General features: G+C 45.6%; 11 protein-coding genes. All 11 read right to left on the minus strand.

Annotated elements, in window-relative coordinates:
* Positions 1 to 58 precede the first annotated feature (58 nt).
* Positions 59 to 2,461, minus strand: a complete 2,403-nt coding sequence (locus NQ505_RS15050) for a glycoside hydrolase family 127 protein (protein ID WP_008999161.1) — start codon at positions 2,459 to 2,461, stop codon at positions 59 to 61.
* A gap of 113 nt (positions 2,462 to 2,574) precedes the next feature.
* Complete coding sequence (locus NQ505_RS15055) at positions 2,575 to 4,170, minus strand: xylulokinase (protein WP_008999162.1); 1,596 nt, start codon at positions 4,168 to 4,170, stop codon at positions 2,575 to 2,577.
* A gap of 102 nt (positions 4,171 to 4,272) precedes the next feature.
* Positions 4,273 to 5,799, minus strand: a complete 1,527-nt coding sequence (gene araA / locus NQ505_RS15060; RefSeq protein ID WP_008999163.1) for an L-arabinose isomerase — start codon at positions 5,797 to 5,799, stop codon at positions 4,273 to 4,275.
* 52 nt (positions 5,800 to 5,851) lie between these two features.
* On the minus strand, positions 5,852 to 6,538 hold the full coding sequence (locus NQ505_RS15065) for an L-ribulose-5-phosphate 4-epimerase (RefSeq protein ID WP_008648247.1): 687 nt from the start codon (positions 6,536 to 6,538) through the stop codon (positions 5,852 to 5,854).
* A gap of 5 nt (positions 6,539 to 6,543) precedes the next feature.
* Positions 6,544 to 7,221 carry an NUDIX hydrolase gene (locus NQ505_RS15070; protein WP_008999164.1) on the minus strand — a complete coding sequence of 226 codons (678 nt, stop codon included), beginning with the start codon at positions 7,219 to 7,221 and terminating at the stop codon, positions 6,544 to 6,546.
* Between the two features lie 9 nt (positions 7,222 to 7,230).
* Positions 7,231 to 8,976, minus strand: a complete 1,746-nt coding sequence (locus tag NQ505_RS15075; protein ID WP_008999165.1) for a sodium:solute symporter — start codon at positions 8,974 to 8,976, stop codon at positions 7,231 to 7,233.
* A 31-nt stretch (positions 8,977 to 9,007) separates the two neighbouring features.
* A complete protein-coding gene (locus NQ505_RS15080) occupies positions 9,008 to 10,147 on the minus strand; it encodes an aldose epimerase family protein (RefSeq protein WP_008999166.1) in 1,140 nt (379 codons plus the stop codon).
* A 170-nt stretch (positions 10,148 to 10,317) separates the two neighbouring features.
* Entirely contained in the window at positions 10,318 to 12,246 is a 1,929-nt protein-coding gene (locus NQ505_RS15085; protein WP_008999167.1) for an arabinan endo-1,5-alpha-L-arabinosidase, read from the minus strand.
* A 34-nt stretch (positions 12,247 to 12,280) separates the two neighbouring features.
* Positions 12,281 to 14,062, minus strand: coding sequence for a hypothetical protein (locus NQ505_RS15090; RefSeq protein ID WP_008999168.1), 1,782 nt, complete (start codon positions 14,060 to 14,062; stop codon positions 12,281 to 12,283).
* 32 nt (positions 14,063 to 14,094) lie between these two features.
* Positions 14,095 to 15,846 carry a RagB/SusD family nutrient uptake outer membrane protein gene (locus tag NQ505_RS15095; protein WP_008999169.1) on the minus strand — a complete coding sequence of 584 codons (1,752 nt, stop codon included), beginning with the start codon at positions 15,844 to 15,846 and terminating at the stop codon, positions 14,095 to 14,097.
* A gap of 39 nt (positions 15,847 to 15,885) precedes the next feature.
* A complete protein-coding gene (locus tag NQ505_RS15100) occupies positions 15,886 to 19,095 on the minus strand; it encodes a SusC/RagA family TonB-linked outer membrane protein (RefSeq protein ID WP_008999170.1) in 3,210 nt (1,069 codons plus the stop codon).
* Positions 19,096 to 19,285: the final 190 nt, after the last annotated feature.

The raw sequence follows: 19,285 nt of genomic DNA on the forward strand, positions 1-19,285 counted from the left end.
TTTGTTTAATGATTATATAGATGTTTGATTTTGATGATGGTTATTTCTTTTTGAACGTTTATTTTAGTAAACGCACTTCGTAAATTGCAGGTGTCCATTCCGTTTCGTCAGGGATGAAACGTATTGGACAGCTACCTGTATTCAGTTTTTGAGGCAGGACATAAGAAAGGGTGATAAAGCCATCTTTATCTGCTTCACTGATCGTCGGATTAACAGCTAACTTTTCGTTATTCAGTAGAATAGCTACTTTGTTACGGTCATCTTTCCGTATGGTGACCAGTATGCGGCTTGCTTCTTCTTTTACTTTCAGTTGATAGCCGAACCAACCTTTGGCACGACGGAAGTGGCGGTCTGTGTTCGTTCCGGTTTCTGCCTGCTCATATTGGATGCCATGGTCGGATTCCGGTTGCTGTTCGCCGGGGAAGATAAGATCAATGGTTTGATTAGCTAATTCGGTTGCTTTTCGTTCAGCCGTTGCCATTTCTTCCTGAATGGCTTTGAACTGCTCTTCGCTTGTCTGCCGGAAATAAACGGCATAACGGGAATTATGCAGGCGGAAGAAGGGAACAAGCTCCAATGCTTTGCCTTGTGCAGGGTAAACATCTCCGTTGTAGCTGAAAGCGATCCGGCTGCCTTGTTCTTTGTGAAGAGATTTACGGATAGAATCGGGATTTCCTATCAACATCGGAACTTCCTGTAAAGGAATCTGTTTGCCATGGGCGATATGTCCGCCACGACTGTCATCGGCATATAAACCATCAAGGTGTTCAGTGCCTGTGGAAGCTGCAAGAACGATAGGGCCATATAAGAAAGCATAATAGTCTTTCTTATCAGGAATTTGTTCCATGCTGACTCTCATAGGCAAGTTGAAAGTAATGACATCTCCTTTTTTCCATTTGCGGGAGAGAGGAAGATACTGGTTACCTTTTGCCATAATGAATATTTTTCTTTTCCCATTGATGCTGATGCTATAACCTTTGGATTGGTTAGCCCATTCCGGGATGCGTATCATTAAAGTACGTTTTTTCTTAGGCGCTTCATCTATTCGCAAAGTTACCTTACCGTCGTCAGGGAATCGGGTTTCCTGTGTCAAAGTTACGCCTTGCTCTTTCCAGGTTAGTTGCGAGGGGATGAAGAGGTTGATATAGAGCGTATCTCTCTGATGTGCATAAATGAATTCACCGTATTTGGTATGATTCTCCAAGCCTGAACCGACACAACACCACATAGATGTTTCCGGTTGCGAGTAAACGCGGTAATGTCCCGGACGCATGGGAGTGAAGTATACAAAACCACCTTTGTCCGGCTCCTGCGATGCAAGAATGTGATTGTAAAGCGCACGTTCGTAATAGTTTACGTAGTTGGGATCAGGCTCCTGTGTATTGTTGGGATTGTGAGAATTCTGGTAAAGCATTTTAGTAAGACGGAGCATGTTGTAAGTATTACAGGTCTCCGGTCCTTGAACGTCGTTCAGCATGGACGTAAAATTGTCAGATGGGTGGAAATGTTCACGGACGCTATTTCCTCCGATGCAGACGGAACGATGATTGACTACCGTATTCCAAAAGAAACGGGCGGCATGATCCCATTCAGCAGCATGACTCCAACTTTTGTCATCTTGCGAAAGTTCGGCAATTCGTTTGTAGCCGATCACTTTGGGAATCTGTGTGTTGGCGTGCATACCTGTCAGCTTGTCTTCATCTTTGATAAGCGGGTCGAGGATAAGTTTGTGGGAGAAACGGCGGGCCAGTTTCAGATATTTCTTGTCGCCTGTGATTTCAGCCACATCAGCGAAAGTCTCATTTAATCCGCCATGTTCGCTGCGAAGCATATCCTGCATTTGTTCGTCGCTCAAACCGGAAGTGATGTCAATCATCCAGTCTGTAAGGTCAATCAGCATTTTACGTGCCAGATCGCTTCCTGCATACAAGTAAGCATCTCGCAATCCGGCATACGTTTTATGTATGTTGTATAGAGGTACCCATTTGCCGTTAAGGTCGAAACCTCCGGCACGGATTTTTCCTGCTTTTATATCTTTCCAAAGTTGGAGACTTCCCGGAGTTCCTCCGATGAATCCTGTACCTACAGCTTGCTGTGCACGATGCAACTCATTCAGCATGTAGTTTAGACGGTTGTAGACGGCAGTATCTCCGGTAGCGGCATACATCATGGAGAGGGCGGATAGATAATGTCCGCCGATATGCCCGTCCAATCCGGTATTTTCCCAGTTGGTGTAGCTGGGAGCTTTAGGCTGTAACCCTGCTTCGCGTAGAAAAGGAGCGAGCAGACGGTCGGGGTTTAAGGCTAGTATATAATGTAAATCAGTCTGTTGGGCTTGCAGGAACGGGCTATCCAATAGTTTCACATTCTGTAAAGGGAAGTAAGACACCTGTGCGGCGTTTTGTGCTTTAGCCAGTGAGGTGGACAGGACAAGTGCAAGTATGAACGAGGTGGTTTTCATGATAATAGTCTCCCCTTATCCCTCTCCAAAAGAGGAGAGGGGATGAGGATGTTTTATGTTAATACTTAAATGATTATGAGAAGAAAAAGCAGAGAAAGCACTCGTGATGAGGCTTATTTAAATTTGACCGCTGCTTCCTCAATAGGCAATCCTGCCTTATAGTTTTCGATGTATGTATTAAAACCGGCTACATCTTCGGGCGTGGGTGATACCTCGACACCAGCATCTCCGACAAATACTCTTTCATCCAGGAAGTCGGCAAGAGATTGTTTCTTTTCGTTGTTCACGAGATAAGAACCTAACAAGGCAATACCCCAGGCACCACCTTCACCAGCTGTTTCCATTACCGAAATAGGCGAGTTGATGGCTGCTGCAAGGATTCTTTGACCTACTCCCTTTGTTCTGAACAGTCCTCCGTGACCTGTAATTCTATCCACTTTGATTTTTTCTTCGTTGAACAGGATATCATTACCAATCTTGAGAACGCCTACTGAAGCGTATAAGTGAGTCCGCATAAAGTTGGCCAGGTTGAACTTGTCATTAGCAGAGCGTACAAATAAAGGTCTTCCGTCGGCAAGTCCTGTTACAGGTTCGCCTGAAATATAGTTGTATGAAAGGAGTCCTCCGCAATCTGTGTCACCGGTAAGTGCGATATTGTAGAGTTTGCTGTAAATTTCATCCATATTTACAGGTATACCCAGAAGTTCCTGATATTCTTTAAACAGGTTGACCCATGCATTGAGATCGGAAGTACAGTTATTGCAATGTACCATGGCTACGAGGCTTCCGTCAGGAGTTGTAACCATGTCGATCATTTCGTATGGCTTGGACAAGTCTTTCTCTAATACAATCATTGAGAATGAAGAAGTACCTGCCGATACATTTCCGGTGCGCTGCTTCACAGCATTGGTTGCAACCATACCGGTGCCGGCGTCTCCTTCCGGAGGACAAACGGGTATTCCTGCTTTCAAATGACCCGATGCGTCGAGCTTTTTACTACCTTCAGGTGTGAGGATACCTGCATTTTCACCTGCCGATAATACTTTAGGCAGAATATCCTGTAGCTTCCAGCTATACTCTTTCGAAGCAATCAGCTTGTCGAACTTAGCCACCATTTCAGCAGAATAGTTGTTAGTAGTTGGATCTATAGGAAGCATACCTGATGCATCGCCTATTCCCAACACCTTTTCGCCTGTGATCTGCCAATGCACGTAACCTGCCAGAGTGGTCAGGAAGTCGATTTCATTAACGTGTGCTTCGTTATCCAGAATAGCCTGATACAAGTGGGAAATGCTCCAACGCAGAGGGATATTATAGACAAATAGTTCGGACAAAGCAGCCGCTGCGCGGCCTGTATTGGTGTTTCTCCAAGTGCGGAAAGGCACGAGGATTTCTTCTTTTTTGTTGAATGGCATATAACCATGCATCATAGCGCTGACACCGATGGCAGCCAGAGTCTCGATCTCTATGCCGTATGCATTCTTTACGTTAGTACGAAGATCAGCATAACAATCTTGCAGCCCTGACCAGATGGCTTCAATGCTATACGTCCAAAGTCCGTCAACTAACTGGTTTTCCCAAGTGTGGCTACCTTGAGCAATAGGCTTGTTTTCCTGGTCGATCAAGACAGCTTTTATTCGTGTAGAACCGAGTTCTATACCAAGAATTGCTTTACCTGCCTCGATGGTTGATTTTGCATCTAATTTCATGTTGAAATCAATATTTTAAGGTATAACGATCATTATAAAAAAATCAAGTTTCGCAAAAACTTAACGAAATAATTAAGCCATGCGAAACTTGAATAATTGTTTTTAGCAAAGTGCTTTATTCAACATGTAATAAACTTCGTTCATGCGCAGTTCTTTCTTGAAGCAGCTGATCGTAGTATCCTTGTTGATATGTACCATTTCGATACCTGCGATTTCAGCATAATCTTCCCAATATTCTGCTGTCAGGTCGTAAGAGAAGCAAGAGTGGTGAGTTCCACCAGCCAGAATCCATGCACCTGCACCTACTTCAAGGTTTGGCATCGGAATCCAGAGAGCAGAAGCAACCGGCAACTTAGGCAGCGGTTTCGGCTCGATACATTCTACGTCGTTCACGATCAGGCGGAAACGGTTACCCATATCTACAATAGTAGCAGTGCAGCCTGTACCTACTTTTGAAGTGAAGACCAAACGTGCAGTCTGACTCTTGCGGATACCTATACCGAGGAAGTGTACTTCCAGGCGAGGTTTGTTGGCTGCGATAAGCGGACAGATTTCCAACATGTGTGACTGAAGGATAGAGCTGTTTGCACCATCGAAGTTCAGTGTGTAATCTTCCAGGAATGAACAGCCTTTAGGAAGACCCTGATTCATTACCCATACAGTTCGGTAAAGAGCAGCTGATTTCCAATCACCTTCAGCACCGAATCCATAACCTTCCGCCATCAGACGTTGTGAAGCAAGACCCGGGATTTGATCGAAACCATTGTATTCAATGTCGCCCAAATCGTCGAAGTTGGTAGTAAATCCTTTGGCACCTTTGGCTTTCAGGATAGCACGTATAGCCAGTTCAGCCTTGGCAGCATTCCATACTTTCTGGTAAGCTTCAGTTGATTTATCTTCCAGAGAAGCATCGTGATCGTATTCCTTGAAGTAAGTAGCTACCAATGCATCTACCTCTTCATTTTTGATATCCTTATGATATTCCATCAATTCGCTTACCGGACAGTAATCTACGTGGTAACCCATACGTTGTTCAGCTTCCACTTTATCACCATCGGTTACGGCTACGTTGTTCATCTGGTCGCCGAAACGGATAATCAGCATATCCTGTGAATCTGCCCAACCGGCACAAACACGCATCCAAACGGTAATCTTATGCAAAGTCTCTTCCTCTTTCCAGTAACCTACCACTACTTTACGACGGATACGCATACGGGTGCAGATATGTCCGAATTCGCGGTCACCGTGAGCAGACTGGTTCAGGTTCATGAAATCCATGTCCATTGTATCCCAAGGAATTTCCTTGTTGAATTGAGTATGCAGGTGCAACAAAGGCTTCTTCAACTGTTGCAAGCCGTGAATCCACATTTTAGCAGGAGAGAACGTATGCATCCAAGTGATAACACCGACACACTTTTCGTCATTATTGGCTGCTTTGAAAACAGCTTCCACTTCTTTAGAAGAATTAGCTGTTCCTTTGTATACCACCTTTACAGGAAGTTTACCGGATTCGTTCAATCCGTTAACCATTTCATTAGAGTGTGCGTCTACTGCGATTACTGCGTCACCTCCGTACAAAAGCTGTGCTCCTGTTACGAACCATACTTCATATTGATTAAATGCGTTCATAATGTTATTGCTTTAATTGTTATTGTTCTAATTTTTAATCTTTAATTTTTAATTATTTCTGTCCGTAATAAGCATTCGGACCATGCTTGCGGCTGAAATGTTTCTCTATCAGCAGCGGATTCATTGTTAAATTGGGATTTACCGCATAAGCGATACTTGCCATTTTAGCTACCTGTTCCATAACTACAGCATTGTGTACGGCATCGTACGCGTCTTTTCCCCAAGAGAAAGGACCATGATTTTTCACCAATACTCCCGGTGTATGTACAGGGTTCAAGCCTTCAAAACGTTTCACTATCACATTACCGGTTTCCAGCTCGTAAGCACCTTTCACTTCCGCTTCTGTCATATCCGCTGTGCAGGGAATGGCATCATGGAAGTAATCTGCATGAGTGGTTCCGATATTCGGAATGTCACATCCGGCTTGTGCCCAGGCTGTAGCATAGGTAGAGTGCGTATGTACCACTCCTCCGATCTCCGGAAATGCTTTGTAAAGCACTACATGAGTAGGGGTGTCTGAAGATGGCTTCAGCCGTCCTTCAACGACCTTGCCATCCAGATCCACTACTACCATATCTTCGGCTTTCATATCATCATAACTTACACCACTGGGTTTGATTACTACCAATCCGCTTTCACGGTCGATGGCAGAAACATTTCCCCAGGTAAAGATGACTAATCCATGCTTTACCAATTCGAGATTGGCATGAAATACTTTTTCTTTTAGTTCTTCCAGCATAATGATTATAATTTAAATTTCGGGTCCTTGCGGTAAGCCTTGCTATTGAACTTATACAAGGCAGCACCACGTTTCGAACCCAGTTTGTCAATTTTATCAGTCTTTTCTATATAATCCATTTCGGCCACTCTTTTACGGAAGTTCCGTTTATCCATCGGTTCGTCGTAAATAGCTTCATATAGACTTTGCAGTTGAGACAACGTAAAGAGTTTCGGAAGCAGATTGAATCCGATAGGTTCCACGGATGCTTTTTGCTTCATCAGTTCCCGTGCTTTTTCCACCATTTCAGGATGGTCGAAGATAAGTGGGGGAAGTTCGTTCATATTCACCCAGTAAGCGTTGTGCTTCTGAACAAGTTTCCGGTCGTATTCATTAATATTGATTAATGCATAGTAAGCTATGGAGATTACCCGTTCACCCGGATCACGTTCGACAGCTCCAAAAGCTCCTACCTGCTCCATATAAACGTTTTCCAGTCCGGTAAGCTCATGCAATACACGTTTGGCGGCATCGTCCACACTTTCATCTTTCTGCACGAATCCTCCCATCAGTGACCATTCACCCATTGCCGGCTCAAAGTTTCTCTTCAACAGGAGCAGGCTGATTTCCCCTTCGGAGAAACCAAAGATTATACAGTCGATGCCGACATAGAAAGTTGGATTGGTACTATAATACTTATTCATATCAGGGTATTACCAGAAGTATATATAAAATAATGCACAAAGAACTACTACACCGATAGAGGTGATAACATCCCACTTGTTCCAGCTTTGCTTGATGAGTGTCTTATAGTCATCAGTAAAGGTGATAGCTTCTATCTGCTTGGCAGTAGGTGCAGGAGTGAAGAATGAAACAACAACCATCAGTACGATCAGGAATACGAGCAGCCATATTTCGAAGATCAGCCAGTTTGTCTGCCAGAACCAGGCAGTACATTCCCAGTACCATCCAGACATCACATCTTTACCTGTATTCGTGAGGATATTGGTCAGCAAACGTACCATACCGATTATAAAACCTACTATCATAGCTGTTTCACCTGCCTTAGGCGTAATCTTCTTGGAGAATATACCGAGGGCGAATACAGCCACCATCGCAGGAGCAAGCAATGACTGGATGCCTTGCAGATAATCATAAAGACTACCCAAACTCTGCATGATAGGTATCCATACAATACCCAGAATTACTACAACAATAGTAGCGATACGACCTACCAACACATAAGTTGCTTCGCTCTTGTCCTTGAACATCGGTTTGTAGAAGTCTTCAGTAAACAAGGTAGCGCAAGAGTTGAAGAATGCTGCCAATGAAGCCACCAATGCCGAAATAAAGCCAATAGTAACAATACCTTTTACACCGGCAGGCAATACGAACTTAACCATTGAACCAAAAGCTGTATCAGGATTATCCAGTACGAAACCGCTTTCCGGACGTGCCGACAATGCAGCAGCTATCATACCCGGTATCAAGAACATGAACACAGGCAAAATCTTGAAATAACCGGCAGCGATAGTACCTCTACGTGCACGTCTCATAACCTCTTCGCTGGATTCACCTTTACGTTGTCCAAGCACACGTTGAACGATATGCTGGTCAGTACACCAGTACCAGAATCCGATAATGGATGCTCCGATAAATACCCAGAAACCTGGATAGTCATCATACATCGGGTCGCCTGTCTCAAAGTGGAACATGTGGTTTGTGCCGTGAGCAACTCCGTCTGTTCCTATATTAAGTGTTTTGGCATACTCTATCATGTGAGTCCAACCGTCGCTGATACTACCGGCTCCAAGTGCCGACAATCCTAAGAAAAGTACAAGGAACGAACCGATAATAAGTATCGGAGTCTGGATAGCAGACAATGTCATAACTCCTTTCATACCACCCAGAACCGTGAAGATTCCCGTAAGAACGATCAGGCCGATAGCACCAAACCAGAATGGCAATCCGAGAAGACTTTCCATGAAGATACCTCCGGTAAATGCTGTTACGCTGACTTTGGTTAATACGTATGCTATGAGGGTAATGATAGATAACCATGAACCTGTAGCAGGAGTATATCTATATTTCAGGAAGTCGGGCATCGTGATGATTTTTCCTAACTTCACGTTCATCAGCTGATAGAACGGTACGAAAAGCCAACCTAAAATAAGGATCATCCATCCCTGCATTTCCCAGTGTGCCATACCTACTCCAGATTTAGCTCCTGTGCCGGCAAGTCCTACAAGGTGTTCCGAACCGATATTGGCAGCGAAGATAGCTGCACCGATGATATACCAGGGTTCCCCTTTACCAAACAAATAATCTTCACTGTTAGCGCCTTGTTGCAAACGCTTGTCTTTCTGTATCGAACGCCATACCGCCCATGTGACTGCTAAAATACCGACTACGATGATTACCCAGTCGATCCATATAAACTCGTGTGAATTCCAGTTCATCTTATTCTGCTTTTGTTTTTTTGATATTAAATTATTTCTCTATACCGAATTTGAAAATACATTCACTGTTGTAAGTCTGTCCCGGTTCCAGAACTACAGACGGCCAGTCTGCCTTGTTAGGACTGTCAGGATAGTGTTGTGTCTCCAGACAAACAGAAGCACGCTGGTTATAAACGAACCCTTTTTTGCCGGTTACCGTTCCATCGAGGAAGTTACCGGTATAAACCTGTATACCCGGTTCGTTGGTATATACTTCCAGAGTAATGCCGCTTTCGGGTGAAGTGAGTTTGGCTGCCACTTGGGAAAGATCTCCCTTAGTGTTCAATACCCAGTTATGGTCATATCCGTTTCCATTCTTTAATTGAACGAAATCGTAGTTATTGATTTCCTTACCTACAGCTTTCGGAGTAGTAAAGTCCATCGGAGTGTCTTTAACCGGAGCAATTTCGCCTGTAGTCATAAAGGTGCTGTCTACCGGAGTATAGTAGTCTGCATTCACATACATGATATGGTCGGTTGAAATTTTAGACGGATCACCGGAAAGATTGAAATAAGAGTGGTTGGTCATGTTGATGATCGTCTTTTTATCAGTAGTTGCGCTATATTTGATGTCGATAGCGTTGTCATCAGTCAGTTTGTAAGTCACTTTAGCTGTTACATTGCCCGGGAAATTAGCATCTCCATCCGGTGAAATACGAGTCAGCTCCAGTGTTGTCGGATCAATAAGGTTGGCTTCATAAACCTGGTATTGCCAGCCTTTCGGACCTCCGTGCAGGCAGTGTCCGTAATTGTTTTGTGGCAACTGGATCGTATCGCCATCCAATACAAAACGTCCCTGGTTGATACGGTTTGCATAGCGTCCGATAGAAGCGCCAAAGTCGCTCGGTACATTAATATAATCAGCAATGCTGTCAAAACCTAAAACTACATCCTGCATCTGACCGTTTTTGTCGGGTACCATGATAGACACGATACGTCCTCCGAAGTTAGTGATGCATACTTCCATGCCTGCCTTATTCTTTAACGTGTAAAGAGCTGTTTGGGCATTATTCACTTCTGTTTGAAATTTTACCGGGTCAAGACCGGACAAAGTCAGCTCGGAAGCCGGCTTGTTATTGCACGCAGCCAGCATCAGCGCGGCAATTCCTGCAAGTAGAAAATGTTTTTTCATGGTTTTATTTTTAATGTAAATGAGATGCTTATCTTATTTTGGGTGTAAAAGTAACACTTTAGTTTGGTGTATCAAATACACTCTTATATGTTATGCAGCATAAAAGAGAAAAAACTGCTTCCGGATATCAAGATTCCGGAAGCAGTTTCAATAAGCATATCAATGAGCGTTTATTGAACCTTCTTTCCCCAATAAGTCTTTTTATTTCCTTGTGCGGCGTAAACGATGGTATGAGTTCTGGGAGTAGCTTCCCAATCCACTTCTCTTTGTAGATAAAGCACTACTCCGGCACTAGTCGTAATCGTCTGTGAAGCCGCATCGAATGTCCACGATGCATCCTTCCAACTGCCGGAACTAATCTTATGCGTACCGGCATCAAAAGTCAGTGTTTCAGATGTCCTTTGAGTACTAGTGGAGGAAGTCAGAGACAGATGTTCCCAATTACCGGCAATTTCTTCTTCCGTGATAGGCACTTGTGGCACGGCTCCATATCTCTCCGGCATCACCAAAGGCCAGCCGTTGGCATCCCAGCGGATACTGCGAACGTGTCCCATCATGATAGCGTTGGAGTATTCATTCCCCCCGACATTCGCAGGGAAACGTCCCTGTGAAGTATAAAACCAGTTGCCCTCTCCATCTTCGAAAATACCGCAGTGGGAGATACCTACCCATCCATAGCTATTGTTAAACAGATAAGGTGCTGTCAGTATCGGATAGAGTTCTCCGCTTCCCATAGCAGGGGTACCGTCCATATCAACATACGGACCGTCGATGTTGACAGAGCGGCAGACGCGGGTGTTATATTCTACTGCTAGTGTACCATAAGCGAGGAACAGGTAATAATAACCATTGCGGTAAATTACTTCCGGACCTTCCGAAGCTTGCCAACGGCTATTGCCGCGGGTAGCGATAATTTTACCATAACCGGAGTTGTTTTCACCCGTGATGTCCCACGGATTGCCTAGGGTGTGGAGCGGCATACCATCTTCGGGATTCAGTTGCAGGGCAGCAATGCCACTGTGCCATGAGCCGTAGATCATCCAGTGTTCTCCGTTCTCAGTAATAATATAGGTTGGGTCAATAGCATTGATCTTGAAATAACCGTTCCAGTCGCTGGTGCTTACGCGTCCATAGTCCGTTTTGCCTTTATCGCTGGCAGAGCAGACAACAAACCCCTTATCTTCCCAGATATTGCTTGCCGGGTCGGCTGTTTCCATCAGTCCGATGAAAGCACGTTCGGTCCATGAACCGTCGAAGTTTCCGTTATTATCCACTTCCGGTTTGCCCGTTTTGATATAGTTAGTAATCACGATGGAGTAGTACATACGGTATTTGCCAGTGGCAACTTTGCGGGCAACCGGTGCCCAATAACCATAAGAAGGGCTATCGATAGGCTCCAGTCCCATTTCTGCACGGTAGGCGTTCAGCTTCTCTTTAATCCAAGTAGGAGGGGTTTCGGTCATGGTTGCTCCGAGGTATTCCCAGTTGACTAGGTCGCGTGAGCGCCGTGCATGGAAATGTCCGTTACCGGAGTGCGCATTTCCGTAAGAAGCATCTGTCTGATACATATAATAGTATCCGTCATCAGCTTTCATCACTGTGGGGTCGTGTACGTTTGCCAAGTTCCATTTACTGCGTTGATTCCAAGCGGCTATGCCTATGTAGTTGTCTTCATAGGCGGGTGCCACATAGTTTTTGAGCTGTTCGTCAAGGCTTTGGCTTCCTGTGGTTGCTGTGAGCACATCCGAGTAGGTATAACGGCTGTTACCGTAGACGTAAGAGCGGATATAGTAAGAGGTATTGCCCGTCAAGCCGGAAATCGTGGCGCTGAAATTTTCATCGGCATCCACTATGTTATCTTTGATAGTTGGGTTCTGGGCATTGATACTGTAGCAAAAGCCTTTCTTGACTACCTGATTGATATTGCCGGTGACCGATGAAGTGACAGTCAGCGAAGTGCCTGTGACTGTAGTTACTTCGGGAGTAACTATGACTATATCGCTGTTTCTATTGTATTCGATATTGTCCAGTCCATCGGAGCAAGCAGCAAAAGCAAAGACCGTCAGCAGGGATATTAAGAAAAATGTTAGTTTTTTCATTTGATATGGATGATAAAGAAATTAATAGTTATTCTTATTCATTGAAGACAAGATGAGCCTTCTCGACAGATAATGTAAAACACAGGTCATTGGGATCTATGGTATTGATGCCCAAATAATACTGGGTAGAGGTTTTGCCTTTAGTACCCACCATCACTGCCTGGATGTCAGCGGTGCTATTGCCGCAATTAGTTACGTAGACCGTGACTTTGGCTCCATTCATACCGGAAAGCCAAGTGCCCCAGTCGCCTTGTGTTCCGCCATTAACGCAGGCGGCATATCCATTGCCCAATCCGAAGTTGTCGGCGCGAACAAATGCGTATTCGTCAGTAGTTATGCTTTTATGGAGAAACACAAGGAAGTTATTCCAGTTGGCAGCCAAATCACTATAGTTGGTGAAGGTGATATACTTTGTCTTGCCCACAGGTACGTTGAATATGTCTGAAGAGGCTCCGTGGAAGCTCGTTGAGTTGTCTTCGGCTCCTACCATGCTAGTTGTGTTTCTCACTTCAGAAGCTATAGACTTGGAGACGTTAACCTCTACCGTTGCGGTGATTCCTTCTTCAGCAGTAATGGTAACGATCTGCGAACCGGTCTTCACCGGAACGGCAGAGAAGATGAGTCTCGCGTTGTCAATGATTCTTGTACTTTGGTCGGTGTAAGTTGCTGTAACCACCATACCTGTCGGGTCGAAGGCCATCGTCCGGTTCGCCAAACTCTCGGTAGCTGCCGAGGTGTAATAATAGTATTGTGTGTGCGAGGGTGGGGTAGTCACCTCGATGGATGCAATCTGTTCCACTACTTCAAAGGTAGTATTAGCCATAATCGGTTTATCACAATTCTCACCCTTTAAGGTCTTGTTGTAGATGACCACAAGAGTTTTCACACCAGGTTGCTCCATATCAGGGATGGCAGAGATAGAGAGTTCGGCAGCCGGTACAGTTTTGGTCACTCCCTCTTCAAAGGTAACGATGGCCGATACATCGATCATGGCCTCTTCGAGCGGAGTACCTACGTTGACTTGATCAGGTACGTCCTGCAGTACCATCGATACCGGATTCTTGTCTAGAGCAGATGTAAGGCCACCTATAGGGACGATGTTGGTTTGCAAGAAATCGATGTAAGAACCTTCGGGAACTAAGAAGCAGCGGATATTGGTGTTGTTCGCATCTGCATTCAGATTTCCTTCCTTGTATGGTTGCTTGTAAATCTTGGTGGCTACACCGTTGGTCATCTTTATGGTAAAAGCATTTTCATTGGTACGGTCAACGGTGAGTGTCACCTTGCCGCCCAAGCTCTGTACGTTAGGGTCTGCATTGCTGGCATCAGGAGATAGGAGCAATGTGCTTGTGGTGTACTTAAAATAGAGCTTGCCCCATTGCGAGTTGTAGGCTATAGAATCGCTTGTGGCATCAAAACGGATAGCTCCGTATTCAGTGTATCCTGTACCTCCACGATCCACATCGTTGGTGACTACAAGGGCATAGTTCTTGAAATACGTGTTATCGGTCGGGTTGATATGGAGATTGAACACCGCATTCCACTTCTCGCCATCAGGTACCACATAATACTTGGAGAAAGTAGACCACCAACCGGAGGTGAAATCCGTATTTCCGATGGTGTACACATCTTCCTGCATGCCCTCAAGCACTTCATCTTCCGGTTGTTTCTTCGAATCTTCAATTTCCTGTATCTTATCGGAAATCCAGTCGGGGGCGTTTACGTCATAAAGTTTGCCATCCGTGCAGCCTGTCAGTGTCAGTAATCCAAAGGTTACGGAACAGCAAGCGTATGCTATCTTTTTTAGTAATCTCATTGTCTTAAATTTTAATAGGTCTCTAAGTTTATTTACTTGCTTAAATTTACAACCGGACGCACTTTACATCCGCTTTCCCGGAAGTAAGTGGAATTATCTGTACTATAGTTGGCGGAGTTGCCTTTCAGATTGGGGTTGTTGTTCATCAACTGCTGCACAATGGGCAGGAATTCGTGTCCCGATATGTAGGTATCGAAAGTGCTCTTCAGTTCAGGATCGTTTGTTACATCGCTGTAGTTCACAGGATTCTTTACTCCCACTGTAGAGCGGCGTACCGTACCGTGTTCCTTGAGCTGTTTCAAGCGGCTGCTGTCGTAGAAGAAGCCCCAGCGGATGAGGTCGAAACCTCGACCGAATTCGCAGCCGAACTCTTTGGGACGCTCTATGTTGGCAATCTGCTCAAAGAGTTGGTCAGTCGTGTCGAAGTCGGAAAGGTCTAAGTCGGACAAATCAGCGCGATTGCGCACTTCGTTAATCCAGTCGATAGCCTGCTGTGTAGGACCATTGACTTCATTCTCGCACTCGGCAGCGCGGAGCAGCACATCTGAATAGCGCATCAGGCGCAGGTTGATGCCATCGTGCAAGCCTGTAACGATGGTGCTGTACAGACCGGTACGGAGATTCGTGAATTTGGCAATCGGCAGACCACCGTAAGTGTTGTTGGTTACAATATTGTCGGTGGCTGTAAGTTTGTGCGTATAAGCTACATTACCATACTCAAAATCCGCCCAGTCGTTTTCGTAGGTTCCGATGGTCCAATAGAGTCTGGGGTCGAGTTTGCCATTGATAGTACGTTCACTTTTGAAGAGTTGATAGAGCCAGGGCGAAGCCGAGATGTCGGCCCAACCGCCATAGTTACCGGGACCAAAGTTGCTCTCAATAGCCGATCCTTGTGTGGCATTGGGACTTGTATTTACCGGAGTCCACTCGTCGTCGGTGCCTTGCGCTCCATAGTCAAGATACTGCACTTCGAAGAGGCTTTCCGCATTGTTCTCGTATGCCGAACCTTCGCGGAAGTTATCGCCATAGTTGGACATTAGCCGATAGGTGCCGTATTTCTTGCCAATGATGTCTTTCAGCACCGTGAGTGCATCGCTGTATTTTTGGCGCATCATGAGTGCGCGGGCATAATAGCCTGCCGCAGCGCCGCAGGTGGCACGTCCACCAGCCCATTCGCCGCCTTCATCACGGGAAGGAAGCAATTCCATCGCCTCGTGGAAATCTTTTTCCACCTGATCGAGCACGTTATCGTAAGTGCTGTTGGTGGTATACAGTCCGTCTAACGAAGAATAGGTGGCATAATCTGTGATGAGGGGCGGATTCTGATAATAACCAACCAAGTTGTAGTACGACAGGCCGCGCAAGAAAAGCACTTGTCCTTTGATACGTTTCATTTTATTAGAAAGTTGGCTGTTGTCCTCACCGCAACGAGAAATGGCGAAGTTGCACACGTTGATGGTGTAGTACCATTCCCGCCAAGGCCACCACGTGATGTCCGAGGTAACTTCTGCGTTAAGGTCATCGAAAGGCATGTACCACACTTGTGAAGAGTTCCAGGCTTCATCGCCACGGCACACGTCGATGGTGTAGCCTACACGAGCATAGGAACCCTCCATACGGATATGGTTGTAGGCGGCAATCACGCTTTCCTCCAAATCATCGGCATTAAAGCCGAAAGTACTTGAGGTTTGCTGGTTGGGATTCAACAGATCCATTTTGTCACTGCAAGAAACCAGCGTGCTAAATCCCAAAATGAGAATAAGTGAATATTTATATAGTTTCATAAAATATGTTTTTAGTATTTAGGTACTAGATAGTAACGATTAAAATGTAAAATGAACGCCACACATGAAAGTGCGTGCAGTAGGATAAGAACAGAAGTTGTATCCCGGAGTGAAAGCTCCTCCCGCATAGTCTACATTATAACCGTGATACCCGGTGAATGTGTGGAGATTCTGTGCTGACACGTAGAAACGTACATCTGATACATATTTTCCGAACCACTCGTTAGGGAAATTGTAGCCCAATTCTACATTGGCAATCTTCCAGTAGGCTGCGTTCTGAATCTTGCGTGAACTGAAGAGGTCGTTCCAACCCAAGCTGGCGCTGTTGGTGACATAAGTGCGTGGCACGTTGGAAAGATAAGTGCTACCGTCTTCGCTAAAGCGGTTGGCATCAAGCATACCCACCTCTTTGTTTCCCCAGCCGTAGCAAGAGTTAAGCGAGTTGTAGATGTCGTCGCTGACGTGATAGTTCAGCGCACCGAAGGTAGCAATGCTTAGGTCGAAGCGCTTGTACTCAAAACGGGCATTGAGACCGAAATGAATCTTAGGCATACCGCTGCCTAGCACCACTTGGTCGTTGGCGTCTACTTTACCGTCGGGTTTACCGTCCGGTCCGCTTATGTCTTTATAGAGGCAGTCGCCAATCTGGGCACCCTCTTGAGTGGCGTGGTTGTCCAGGTCTTCCTGTGTGCGGGCAATACCCTCATAAGCCCAGCCGTAGAACTGACCTATTTCTTGACCTACATTGGTAATATATGCTCCGGAGATGTAAGAGTCGGTACCAAAGCCTAACGAAGTCACACGGTTGCGCAACGTGCTTAGGTTGGCCGAAAGTTCATACTTGAAGTCACGATCGCGGTTACGGTAGGTAGCCGAGAACTCAAAACCGGAGTTGTTCATCGAGGCAGCATTCATCGTAACGGTGGTATTGGACACACCGGCTTGTTCGGGAACAGGGACAGCATACAGCAGGTCTTCGCTGGTGTTCTTGTACCATTCGGCTGTGAACTCTAAGCGATTGTTGAACAAGGCGAGGTCGATACCCACGTTGTAGGTTTTCTTTTTCTCCCATGCCAAGTTATTGTCCACGAAAGTGGAAACGGCAGAACCGGTCACTACGTTACCGTTGAAATTGTAAGTCATATTGTTGCGCGACATGACAGCCTGATACATATACTCACCGATATTCTCGTTACCGAGTTCACCATAGCTGGCACGAACCTTGAACAGGTTTACGACATTCTGGTCGAAGGGGAAGAATTTTTCCTTGTCGAAGCGCCAACCCACAGAGACGGAGGGGAAAGTTCCCCAACGGATATTTCTGGTCAGGCGCGAGCTGCCATCCCGGCGCACTGTTGCCGAGAATAAGTATCTGTCATCGTAATTGTAATTAATACGACCGATGTAAGAAAGGATGGAATGTTTGTATTCGTAGCTTTCAGAATACGTGTCGGAAGCATTCTGGAGCTGTAGGAAATACGGTTCGGTGAAGTTGATTCCCCATCCGGTCAGCAGGTCGGTGTCTTCTTCTTCGTAAGTCTGGCCTGCCAATACGTTGATGTGGTGCTTGCCTATCGTGCCATCGTAAGTAATCACGTTCTCTATCAAAGCATCCGAATAGTCGCGCGACCCCTTGGTGAGTCGTTCGTTGCTTTTGGACAAGTACACACGGTTACTCTGCACCCATGCGGGAATCCAAGTAAAGTCCTTGCAATGGGTTTTGCTGTAAGAGAGGTTAACTTTATAGTTGAGCTTATGATTTTTGTTATCAACGCCAATCATCTTGAGGATATCCATGTCGGCAGATCCGGTTCCTACGAAACGATCTACGCGGGTGTTGCGTTGCAGCAGGTTATTTACCAGCAATGGGTTGGAAGCGGAGATGTCACCATGCACGGTATCGTAGTATACACCATAGCCGTAAGCGTCATAATTAAAGTTGTTGGCGATTCCCACTAAGTTATCAAGTACCCATGTAGAAGAATCGTATGCCTTGATGGTGGGCTGCATCATCAAGGTGCCGCGCAGCACGTTGGTTACGTCGCCATACAGACCTTGAACGTATTCGGAAGCATTCGACAAGCCCATATTGTCTTGGTCGGAGTGAGAGTAAACAAGACTGGTCTGGAACTTTATGAATTTGGTCTCCATGGTGTTGTTGACACGCGCCGTGTAACGTTCATAGTTAGGGCCGGCACCTTCGAGAGTTCCTTTTTGGTTGAAATAGTCTAATGATATATTATAGGTGTTATGGGCGCCACCTCCGGAGAGGTTTACATTGTGGTTTTGACGGATACCCGCTTTGAATACTTCGTCAAACCAGTTGGTGTTGGTGTCATCTTGGAAATGGTATTTTCCGGTTTCGCTGTCAAGTTTATATCCCGTTGGCAACGGAGTGTTGGAGTTTGCGGCCGTCTGACCGAGGTATTGGCTGTACTGGTCAGCATTCATTACATCATAGACACCTTTAGGAATATTATCCACACCGAAGTAACCATTGTAATCCACTTTCAGTGGTTGGTCTTTTTGTCCGCGTTTGGTGGTGATGATAATCACACCATTGGCAGCGCGCGAACCATAGATGGCAGCAGCCGAAGCATCCTTCAGCACTTGGATGGTTTCAATATCGTTTGAAGAGAAATCGCGGATGGAAGTTCCCATGGGAACGCCGTCGATAACGTAAAGAGGAGAGGTGTCTCCGAAAGACCCGACGCCACGGATGCGAACGGTAGGATCGGCTCCGGGTTGTCCGTCAGAGGTGATCTGTACACCGGAAACCTTACCTTCGAGCATGGTGGAGATGTTGGAGTTTGATGTCTGTTTCAAGGCTTCCGCATCTACCACGGCAACAGAACCGGTTAAGTCGGATTTCTTTTGTGTACCGTAGCCTACGACAACCACTTGCTCAAGCATCTTATTATCGGCTTGCAACTGGATGTCTTCAATAATGGCGCGGTTGCGAACAGCCACTTCACGTTCCTTGAAGCCCACATAGCTAATCAAAAGGGTAGCGTTTCCAGGAACCTCCAGTTGGAAGTTTCCGTCTAAGTCGGTAACGGTTCCGCCTTGTCCACCTTTAATCTTGATGGTAGCCCCTGGCATGGGTTCACCTTGTTCGTCGATAACTTGACCACGAACCTTGATAGTCGGAGATTGTGCCACGGTAGCCATTGCAGGTGTAGGATACACCGCCATGCCGCCAAAGGTACACATACTAAGCATTACGGAAAAAAATAAATGTTTCCTCATTTTTAAAAGTATTAAGGTTGTTAATTTGATAGATTAAATTGTTGTGCAATAGGGGGAAGGTTGGATTTAGCCGAAGCTATGCACGATACGACAGCCATTTTCTTGTCATTCTTCATAATATTAATATTAGATTAAACTTTAAATGCATGGTGCTCTCCCAAAGGATTGAGCACCGATTGCATGACAAAAG

The organism is Bacteroides sp. D2 (genome assembly GCF_025147085.1).
GTDB lineage: Bacteria > Bacteroidota > Bacteroidia > Bacteroidales > Bacteroidaceae > Bacteroides.

Bases quoted from the DNA above. Each gene is read 5' to 3' on its own strand.
- NQ505_RS15050 (WP_008999161.1), bottom strand. From the start codon at position 2,461: ATGAAAACCACCTCGTTCATACTTGCACTTGTCCTGTCCACCTCACTG.
- NQ505_RS15055 (WP_008999162.1), bottom strand. From the start codon at position 4,170: ATGAAATTAGATGCAAAATCAACCATCGAGGCAGGTAAAGCAATTCTT.
- araA (WP_008999163.1), bottom strand. From the start codon at position 5,799: ATGAACGCATTTAATCAATATGAAGTATGGTTCGTAACAGGAGCACAG.
- NQ505_RS15065 (WP_008648247.1), bottom strand. From the start codon at position 6,538: ATGCTGGAAGAACTAAAAGAAAAAGTATTTCATGCCAATCTCGAATTG.
- NQ505_RS15070 (WP_008999164.1), bottom strand. From the start codon at position 7,221: ATGAATAAGTATTATAGTACCAATCCAACTTTCTATGTCGGCATCGAC.
- NQ505_RS15075 (WP_008999165.1), bottom strand. From the start codon at position 8,976: ATGAACTGGAATTCACACGAGTTTATATGGATCGACTGGGTAATCATC.
- NQ505_RS15080 (WP_008999166.1), bottom strand. From the start codon at position 10,147: ATGAAAAAACATTTTCTACTTGCAGGAATTGCCGCGCTGATGCTGGCT.
- NQ505_RS15085 (WP_008999167.1), bottom strand. From the start codon at position 12,246: ATGAAAAAACTAACATTTTTCTTAATATCCCTGCTGACGGTCTTTGCT.
- NQ505_RS15090 (WP_008999168.1), bottom strand. From the start codon at position 14,062: ATGAGATTACTAAAAAAGATAGCATACGCTTGCTGTTCCGTAACCTTT.
- NQ505_RS15095 (WP_008999169.1), bottom strand. From the start codon at position 15,846: ATGAAACTATATAAATATTCACTTATTCTCATTTTGGGATTTAGCACG.
- NQ505_RS15100 (WP_008999170.1), bottom strand. From the start codon at position 19,095: ATGAGGAAACATTTATTTTTTTCCGTAATGCTTAGTATGTGTACCTTT.